This window comes from Aquabacterium sp., assembly GCF_004297345.1.
GTDB lineage: Bacteria > Pseudomonadota > Gammaproteobacteria > Burkholderiales > Burkholderiaceae_C > Aquabacterium.
Genome location: NZ_SCTN01000220.1, coordinates 1 through 6,432, shown reverse-complemented (window position 1 = coordinate 6,432; position 6,432 = coordinate 1). Strand labels below are relative to the sequence as shown.

The following is a 6,432-nucleotide window of genomic DNA, read 5'->3' as shown; positions in this document are numbered from 1 at the left end:
GGCAGTACCTCGCGCGGGATCTGCATCAGCTTGAGCAGATCCTCATCCCAGTCGTTCGTGTGGATGTTGAACAGCATGGTGCGCGAGGCATTGCTGACATCGGTGGCGTGTACACGGCCGCCTGTGAGGTTCCACAGCAGCCAGGTATCGACTGTGCCGAAAGCCAGCTCGCCACGTTGGGCGGCTTCACGCGCGCCGTCCACGTTGTCCAGCAGCCATTGCAGTTTGCTGCCAGAGAAGTAGGGATCGATCACCAGGCCGGTCTTGGCGCGAATGGTCTCACCCAGGCCTTGTTCGCGCCATTGCGCGCATTGCGCTTCCGTGCGGCGATCCTGCCAGACGATGGCGCGGTGCACGGGCTGGCCGGTCTTGCGGTTCCACAGCAAAGTGGTTTCGCGCTGGTTGGTGATGCCGATGCCTTTGAGCTGGCGCAGATCATGGCCGGCCTGATGCAGCTGGGCCAGGGCCGCATGGGCCGTGTCGCGCTGCGTGGCCCACAACTCCAGCGGATCGTGCTCCACCCAGCCCGGTTGCGGGTAGTGCTGGCGTATTTCGAGCTGGGCACTGGCCAGGATCTGGCCACGCTCGTCAAACACCACACTGCGCGAACTGGAAGTGCCCTGATCCAGGGCCAGGATGAATGCCATCTTGCGTTGCTCTCTTGGTTTCTTGTTGGCGGTTGCGGCGCAGGATCAGGACGCGATGGTCAGGGCCACGTCCCATTCCTGCAGCATCTTGGGATAAGGGGCGGGCGGCAAGGCATCGGTGAAGACGCGCTTCATGCTTTGCAGATGGCCCACCTTGGCCAGCTCGGCTTCGCTGAACTTGCTCACGTCGGCCACGAGCCAGGTTTCACGGGCCTGCTCGACCAGGGTCTGGGCCACGGGCAGTTCGCGCAGATCGCGGTCACGCAGGGTGCCGTCTTCGTCGATGCCCATGGTGCTCATGATGGTGTAGTCCACCTTGAACTGCTTGAGGAAGGCCACGGTGCTTTCGCCTTCGAGCGCGCTGTCACGCGAGCGCAGCACGCCACCAGCCACGTGCACCTTGCAGCTGGGATGTTCGCTGAGCATGCTGGCCACGTGCAGGTTGTGCGTGATCACGCGCAGGCCTGACTTCTTGAGCAACTCGCGCGCGACGGCCTCGACCGTGGTGCCGATGCCCATCATCAGCGAGCTGCCGTCGGGGATGGCTGCGGCCACCGAGCGCGCAATGCGGCTCTTGGCTTCGGCGCGCAGGGCCTGGCGTTCTTTCCACGCGCCCACTTGCGGGGCCATGCGGGGCAGGTTCACGCCGCCGTGAAAGCGCTGCAGCATGCCGGCATCGGCCAGGCGCTGCACGTCGCGGCGCACGGTCTGCATGGTCACGTCCAGGCGTTGGGCCAATCGTTCGACCGACACCGCGCCGCGCGCCTTCACTTCTTCAAGCAAGGCGAGCTGGCGTGGATTGGGGCTCCAGGTGGAATCAGGGTTCATACCGGGTCTCCGTTGATTGTTTTTGAGCAATTTTCCGGGTTATGGAGAGCGTATACGAAAAAAAACAAACACGAAAGAATAAAAACGCGCTTGTGTTGTACGCTTCAGTGCCGTAAAACACGCACTGTGTCATGAAGGAGTCTAGTTTGCAGCCGGCAAGCCCCCCCAATCAGCCAAAGTCCGACGATCACACCAGCGAAGCGGACTACCACTGTGACGTGCTGGTGATCGGTGGTGGCATCAATGGCGTGGGCATTGCCCGCGATCTGGCGGGCCGCGGCTGGCGCGTGGTGATGTGCGAACAGGAAGACCTGGCCAGCCACACCTCGTCGTCATCGACCAAGCTGATTCATGGTGGATTGCGCTATCTGGAATACGGTGAGTTCGGTCTGGTGCGCAAAGCGCTGATGGAGCGCGAACTGCTGCTTCGTTCGGCGCCGCACATCATGTGGCCTTTGCGTTTCGTGTTGCCGCACGATGCCTCGATGCGGCCCGCGTGGATGATCCGATTGGGCTTGTGGCTGTACGACAACCTGGCCCCGCGTGAGTTCCTGCCCGGTTGCGAATCGGTGGCCTTGAACAAATCGCCTTTGGGTGAGCCGCTCAAGCAGGGCTGGACCAAGGGCTTCGTGTACTCAGACGGTTGGGTGGACGATGCCCGCCTGGTGGCCCTGTGCGCGCTGGACGCGGCCGAACAAGGTGCCCAGGTGCTGACGCGCACGCGTTGCGAAGCCACCAGCCCGCATGCTGGCGGCTGGCGCGCAACGCTGACCCATCTGGATCCCGATACCCAAGCCGTGACGCACAAGCTGACTGTGCAGGCGCGCATGGTCGTCAACGCAGCGGGCCCTTGGGCCGAACACATGCTGCGTGACGTGATGGCCGTACCGCCCACCACAGGCAAGGGCGGCGATGCGAACAAGAAGCTGCGCCTGGTCAAGGGCAGCCATATCGTCGTGCCGCGCATCTTCAATCACGATCACGCCTACATCTTCCAGGGGCAGGACAAGCGCATCATCTTCGCGATTCCCTATGAGCGCGATTTCACGCTGATCGGCACGACCGATGTCGAGCACAAGGCTGCGCCGGGCCACGTGCAGATCGAGCCCGATGAGGTGCTGTACCTGTGCACCGAGCTGAGCCGCTATCTGCGCCGCCCCGTGCAGCCGGGCGATGTGGTGTGGAGCTATGCCGGCGTGCGTCCGCTGCTGGACGATGAAAGCGGCAAGGCCGCTGCCGTGACGCGCGACTATCGCCTGCAGACGCAACTCAAGCCCTCACCCTGGTTGACGGTATGGGGCGGCAAGCTCACCACCTTCCGCTTGCTGTCGCAAGAAGCGGCCGATGAAGTGGGCAAGATGCTGGGCGATGAGCGCCACCAATGGACGGCGGACGCCGTGCTGCCTGGCGGCTTCCTGGGCGATCTGGTTGAGGAGACCGGCAACCCGGTGGCCGACATGGCCGAGTTCCAGACGCGCCTGCGCCGTCGCCATCCCTGGATGGACCTGGGCCTGATGCGTCGCTGGACGCGTGCTTACGGTGGCCGCGTGCTGCGCCTGCTCGATGGCGTGCGCTCACGCGGTGACCTGGGCGCCGAGATCGCGCCTGATCTGTACGAAGCCGAGCTGTTCTACCTCAAGCGCCACGAATGGGCCATGACGGCCGATGACGTGCTGTGGCGCCGCTCCAAGCTGGGCCTGCATTACACGGCCGAGCAACGCCAGGCCGTGGTGGACTGGTTTGCTGCTCAGCGCCCGCAAGTGGGCGGGCGGCAAGGCTTTCATCACAGTGCGATGAGCCGCTGAGCGTCGTCGCTCGTTCAGAAGAGATCAAGGTTCACGTAGGCGGCAATGGCCTCGCTATCCAGCAAGGTGATGCCGCCATATTGGATGGCGATCCAGCCAGCGGACTCCCATTGCTTGAGATGCTTGCTCACACACTGGCGAGTGGTGCCCAGCATTTGCGCGAGCATGTCCTGCGTGGTTTGAATGACTGCGGGCTCAGGTGACGCATCGGCGTGGCCATGTCGCCGTATGGACAACAAGGCCAGCGCCAGGCGTTCGTCTGGCGACATCAACAAGCTGTGCCGATACAGCCGATGGTGGATGCGAGCGTTGCGAGCCGTGGTGCGCAGCATCAGCGCTGCAAAGTGCGGCGTCTGGGCTAGCACGGCGTGGAAGTCCTGCACGCTCAGGCGCCAGCCTGATGCCGACTGGTTGACGACGGCCGCCGCCAATGCCGGCCCCCCTTCCACCACTTCCAGTTCGCCAAAAGATCGGCCTGCACCCACAAAGCCCAGCACCAGCTTGCGGCCATCCAGGGCATGCACCTCAAACTGCATGCGCCCAGCATCCAGCATGTACAGGGCCTGCACGGCTTCACCTTCAGCGTGAACGGTACTGCCCTTGCGTGCTTTCCAGGGGCTGATGCATGCGCACAGCACTTCCAACTCCGGCTCAGGCAGATCGGCGATGAAGCGGGGGCGGGAAACCGGCATGGTCGAATGTCAAAGCGTTGCTAGTCCAGGCGCGGTGGTTTCCGCACAGTTCATCCAGATGTTGACGATGACAGGAAACCACTTATGAAGATCAAGTCTAAGGAAGCTGGCTGGCGAAAAGGCCTGTGTCTAACCCTGTGTGCACTGGCGGGCTTTTTGTCCGTGAAGCAGTCGGAAGCGGCCCCCTTGAAGGTGCAGGGCCATCGGTTCGTGGACCAGCAAGGCGCCGATGTGGTGCTGCATGGCTTCAACCTGTCGCAGTTGCACAAGGTGCCGAACTTCCGGCCCAATCAGGATCCGCAGCTGTTCGACAAGCTGGCGCGCCTGGGTGTGAACGTGGTGCGCCTGCAGTTCAACTGGGAAGCCTTCGAGTTGCAGCCCGGTGTGTATGACGAAAGCTATCTCGATTACTACGCCGAGATCGTGTCACGTGCAGCCGCACGGCACATCCATGTGCTGGTGGATGTGCACCAGGATGCCTTCAGCCGTTGGACACTGGGTGGTTGCGGCGAGGGCTTTCCGCGTTGGGCCATCCCTGCCGATATCCCGCAATCCACGCCAGACAACTCGGCCAAGTGCGCGAACTGGGGGCCTCAGGCCATTCTGTTCAGCCGCAATGACATGGAGCGTGCCTTCAACGAGTTCATGACGCCGGGCAACCCGGCACGTGAGCGCTATCTGGTGATGCTGGAGCGGCTGGCACAGCGCTTTGCGCAAGCGCCCAATGTGATCGGCTATGACCTGCTCAATGAGCCCTTCGGCAGCGCGGACAAGCTCACGCGGCTCTATCAGGATGGTGCGGCACGCGTGCGTGCACATCACCCCGATGCCATCGTGTTCGTGGAGCCGGAGATGTGGACAGGCATCGGTCTGCAGGCCACGAAGCTGGGCAACCCCGGCATCAGCAACCTCGCGTTTGCGCCGCACTACTACGATGTGCTGATCTATTTCAAGGCCTGGTCTGGCTTGCGCTATGAGCCGGTGGCCGAGCGCAACCGCGAACTGGCGCATAGCTGGGGCGCTGCCGTGTTGCTGGGTGAGTTCGGCTCGCCTCAGTGGATGCTGGCGCCCAACTACATCGACATGATCTACAACGATCTGGAGAAGTTTGGCGAGTCCGGCACGCAGTGGGGCTACACGCAGGAGTGGAACCCCGTGACGCTGGATGGCTGGAATGGCGAGAACCTGTCCGTCGTGAATGACAAGGGCGAGTTGCGCAACAACTTCAGCGCGCGGCCTTATGTGCGTCGTACGGCAGGCACCTATGGGCAATGGCAGAAATCGGCGGGCGTGTCCTGGCTGGGCATCGGGCCTTCGCTGAGCTACAGCTGGCAGCATCAACCTGAGAGGGGGCGCACCGAGTTGTTCGTGCCTGCGAGTTTCCTGCAAGGCAAGGCGCAGCCGCAAATCAGTGTGTCGCCAGCCTCGGCACGCTGTTGGTGGCAGTCTGTTGATCAGGTCGTCCTGTGCACGGCCGAGCAGGCTGGTGCGGTGACCGTGACGGTTCGCTGATGCCCCCGATGCGATGCCTGTGATGCGGGTGAAGACGATGAAACTCAAGCGGTGCGTGGCCATGCTTTGACGCCTCAAATGAGGGGGGGAGCAATTGAACACGGGGAAATGCGGGTGGTTTGATGGGGTGTATGCCTTTAGCCTGCCCGCCTCACCGATGTTTTCTGTCGAAGGTCCGTTGTGAACTTGCTCTGGTCTCTCCGTGTACGCCACGCCTCGTCTGGCTTGCTGGCCCTGTCTGCATGATGTCGGGCGCAGACGTCTCTCAAGGCGCCACGCCGGTGGAGAAGTGGGCGGCGGCATGGGCCGCGCCACACTCGGACGCGTTCTGGTCGGTTTCTGTTCACAACGAAACCATCAGGCAGATCGTCACGCTTCACCAAGGCGGACAGGCGATCAGATTGCGTCTGAGCAACCGCTTTGGCAAGAAGCCTGTGACGCTCGACGATGTGCGCGTGGGCCTGTCTGAATGTGATGTCTCGGTCCGGGCGGGTTCGTCTCGTCAACTGACGTTTGCTGGCCAACCTGTCGTCACCCTCGCGCCGGGTGCCAGTGCACTCAGTGACCCCGTCAGCTTGGATGTGATGGGGATGCAGCGCCTGGCTGTCAGCCTGTATGCGGCTGGCGAGTTTTCATCGTTGAGCCGACATATCAAGGCCAACGAATACCTTTGGCGAGCCAAGGGCAACCAGGCTCAGCAGGAGAGTGGGGCAGGCTTTGAACGCATCGACCGCCCGTTGGATAACTCGTGGCTGCTGATTGATGAGGTGGATGTGCTGCCAAGGGTGCCGACGCGCGTGGTGGTGGCGTTTGGTGATTCCCTCACGGATGGTTTCTTTCCGATCACGGGAGCGTGGGGGAAAGCCAAAGGTGTTGCAGTGAGTGAGGATCAGCGCTTCCCCGATTTTCTGGCGCGTCGCCTGATCGCCGCTGATCTTCCCGTGTCGG

General features: G+C 62.5%; 5 protein-coding genes and 1 pseudogene. 3 read left to right on the top strand and 3 right to left on the bottom strand.

The window, feature by feature from the left end:
• Both EPO09_RS07995 and EPO09_RS07990 read right to left on the bottom strand, forming a co-directional pair.
• On the bottom strand, positions 1-647 hold a 647-nt coding region (locus tag EPO09_RS07995; RefSeq protein ID WP_290641925.1), incomplete at its 3' end, for an FGGY family carbohydrate kinase.
• Between the two features lie 45 nt (positions 648-692).
• Entirely contained in the window at positions 693-1,475 is a 783-nt protein-coding gene (locus EPO09_RS07990; protein WP_290641923.1) for a DeoR/GlpR family DNA-binding transcription regulator, read from the bottom strand.
• 131 nt (positions 1,476-1,606) lie between these two features.
• On the opposite strand from EPO09_RS07990, the gene glpD reads away from it, so the two are divergent.
• Entirely contained in the window at positions 1,607-3,280 is a 1,674-nt protein-coding gene (gene glpD, locus EPO09_RS07985; protein WP_290641921.1) for a glycerol-3-phosphate dehydrogenase, read from the top strand.
• Between the two features lie 14 nt (positions 3,281-3,294).
• On the opposite strand, the gene EPO09_RS07980 is transcribed toward glpD, so the two are convergent.
• A complete protein-coding gene (locus tag EPO09_RS07980) occupies positions 3,295-3,972 on the bottom strand; it encodes a Crp/Fnr family transcriptional regulator (protein ID WP_290641920.1) in 678 nt (225 codons plus the stop codon).
• A gap of 84 nt (positions 3,973-4,056) precedes the next feature.
• On the opposite strand from EPO09_RS07980, the gene EPO09_RS07975 reads away from it, so the two are divergent.
• Together EPO09_RS07975 and EPO09_RS07970 are read left to right on the top strand one after the other, a co-directional pair.
• On the top strand, positions 4,057-5,484 hold the full coding sequence (locus tag EPO09_RS07975; protein ID WP_290641918.1) for a cellulase family glycosylhydrolase: 1,428 nt from the start codon (positions 4,057-4,059) through the stop codon (positions 5,482-5,484).
• A 242-nt stretch (positions 5,485-5,726) separates the two neighbouring features.
• Positions 5,727-6,432 (top strand): annotated as a pseudogene (locus EPO09_RS07970) (hypothetical protein); the annotation flags it as partial.

What these genes read in the sequence shown, in the direction of transcription:
- EPO09_RS07990 (WP_290641923.1), bottom strand. Translation starts at nt 1,475, where the DNA reads ATGAACCCTGATTCCACCTGGAGCCCCAATCCACGCCAGCTCGCCTTG.
- glpD (WP_290641921.1), top strand. Translation starts at nt 1,607, where the DNA reads ATGAAGGAGTCTAGTTTGCAGCCGGCAAGCCCCCCCAATCAGCCAAAG.
- EPO09_RS07980 (WP_290641920.1), bottom strand. Translation starts at nt 3,972, where the DNA reads ATGCCGGTTTCCCGCCCCCGCTTCATCGCCGATCTGCCTGAGCCGGAG.
- EPO09_RS07975 (WP_290641918.1), top strand. Translation starts at nt 4,057, where the DNA reads ATGAAGATCAAGTCTAAGGAAGCTGGCTGGCGAAAAGGCCTGTGTCTA.